Below are 1,659 nucleotides of genomic sequence, written 5' to 3' on the forward strand. Positions count from 1 at the left end.
GCATCTTTGAGGAGGTCTTTGCGGTTAAGGCGTACCGGTGGCGTCCATATACCTTGTTTAATCGCTTGCTCGTTTTCGTACAACCATGCTTCGAGTTCTGGACGATATTCGGGTTGCATCGTTTTTGTGTATCGTTTTTTGAGATTGGGATATTTGGCGAGCAGTTCAAGTGGTGGCTGGTAGGAAGCTTCTAGGTATGCTTTGCCGCGTTTTGTTATTGGGCGTATGTATCCGAATCTGCGCATTGTTTCTCCTTGTCAGATAGGGGAACATTTGTGGCTGTTTTGTTCCCCTTATCTCGTCCCCTATGTGACATGCTATTTTATGCTCTTCTATGTACTTCAATGTACTTCAATTATTTTTAAGTGAATGGCGTGAAATCGTTGAAAATACGCCGAAAACGGCATGAAAAAAGGGTTTTCAGATTTTTCTGAAAACCCTAGGAGCGGAGACGAGGAGATTCGACAAATACTATTCCGAACACCTTTGTTTTCAACAGTATTCTGTATTTTTTTATTTTGTTCCCCTATCTTCGGCGTGTCTTACTCGTATTTATATAGTTGCTGTGTTATTATATAAATATAAGGAAAACGAAAGGAGGTGAGAATGAAATGGACTGAAATAGCAGAGCTACTGCTCCACCTAATAGATACAATCGCAAGCATCGTAGGCATAGCAATAGCTCTCAAAGAAAAGAAGCGAAAACCTAAGCATAGGAAATAGCTTCACGGTAGCCCCTCAGCGGGGCTACCCCTTTCAGTCTAAATCATAAAAGTATGAGCGCAAAATTGTTTTACAGCATCATTGCGGTTTTAACCGGAATTACTGCACTGTATGAGGCATTTATCATGCGCAGCACTCCAAAAACAATCATATGGACAGCCATCTGCATTGTTTGGATAATTGCTGCAGTACTAAAGAAAGACAAGACACAATGACCGAAATCTATATGAGTTTTACCGAGATTGCTGAATATCTAGGAATAGCTAAAGGCGCTCTAGCAAACTACAATCTGCCAGAACCCGACGCTCTTATTGGGCGCACACGTGGATGGAAGAAATCTACTATCGAGCAGTGGAATGCTAATCGTCCAGGACACGGCGGCAGACCTCGAAAACAGTAGAAAATGCAAAAGAGTCCTCCCACAACCGCAAAAGATTGTGGAAGGACTCTATCAACGTTACATGTTCGAGCGTAGCGGATTATACGCTACGCCGAAACCGCCCGCGAGAATACCAGCAGCAGTACTAATGAAACCGCCGATATCAGCGTAGCCGAACGTCATAAAACCAAGCCCAATCACTGAAGCGACAAGACCCGCTACATAGATGATTGTGCGCACTCGCGCGCTAAACACTGGCACATAGCTTTTCAAATCTTCACTAGCATGATTATCCTGGACATGTTCTCCCATTTTATTCTCCATCTTTAGTAGTTTTTGTTGCTTCGGTTACGCGCTTAGTAGCCTCTTCCACACTTTCATTCACGGTCTTGCCCACCGCTTCCATGAACGTGTTATAACGCTGCCACGCCTGCGAAATAAGCAGATTATACATATCCCAGTTCACTTTGCCGGTGGAACCAAGTCCGTTCGCGTAGGATAATGCTTCGATATCTTGTAATGCTTGAGCTCCTGAAAGCTCAGTAATCAGCGCATAC

The 1,659-nt window shown here is 43.8% G+C and carries 5 protein-coding genes; 2 read left to right on the forward strand and 3 right to left on the reverse strand.

Annotated features, from left to right (window positions below; translation table 11 throughout):
* A partial coding sequence (locus G531_RS26570) for a hypothetical protein (protein ID WP_211221918.1) occupies positions 1-245 on the reverse strand: 245 nt, incomplete at its 3' end.
* 531 nt (positions 246-776) lie between these two features.
* Between G531_RS26570 and G531_RS25950 the strand changes: the two genes are divergently transcribed.
* Together G531_RS25950 and G531_RS25510 are read left to right on the forward strand one after the other, a co-directional pair.
* On the forward strand, positions 777-938 hold the full coding sequence (locus G531_RS25950) for a hypothetical protein (protein ID WP_021618638.1): 162 nt from the start codon (positions 777-779) through the stop codon (positions 936-938).
* Positions 935-1,123, forward strand: coding sequence for a helix-turn-helix transcriptional regulator (locus tag G531_RS25510; protein ID WP_021618639.1), 189 nt, complete (start codon positions 935-937; stop codon positions 1,121-1,123). Before G531_RS25950 ends, G531_RS25510 begins: the two co-directional genes overlap by 4 nt.
* Positions 1,124-1,180: 57 nt before the next feature.
* On the opposite strand, the gene G531_RS25515 is transcribed toward G531_RS25510, so the two are convergent.
* A complete protein-coding gene (locus G531_RS25515) occupies positions 1,181-1,426 on the reverse strand; it encodes a hypothetical protein (protein ID WP_021618640.1) in 246 nt (81 codons plus the stop codon).
* Positions 1,416-1,659, reverse strand: a 244-nt coding sequence (locus tag G531_RS27140) for a hypothetical protein (protein WP_211221919.1), incomplete at its 5' end; no start/stop codon positions are given. The genes G531_RS27140 and G531_RS25515, both read right to left, overlap by 11 nt.

The sequence above is a fragment of the Granulicoccus phenolivorans DSM 17626 = NBRC 107789 = JCM 15570 genome (assembly GCF_000423085.1).
Taxonomy (GTDB): Bacteria; Actinomycetota; Actinomycetes; order Propionibacteriales; family Propionibacteriaceae; genus Granulicoccus; species Granulicoccus phenolivorans.

What these genes read in the sequence shown, in the direction of transcription:
- G531_RS25950 (WP_021618638.1), top strand. Translation starts at nt 777, where the DNA reads ATGAGCGCAAAATTGTTTTACAGCATCATTGCGGTTTTAACCGGAATT.
- G531_RS25510 (WP_021618639.1), top strand. Translation starts at nt 935, where the DNA reads ATGACCGAAATCTATATGAGTTTTACCGAGATTGCTGAATATCTAGGA.
- G531_RS25515 (WP_021618640.1), bottom strand. Translation starts at nt 1,426, where the DNA reads ATGGAGAATAAAATGGGAGAACATGTCCAGGATAATCATGCTAGTGAA.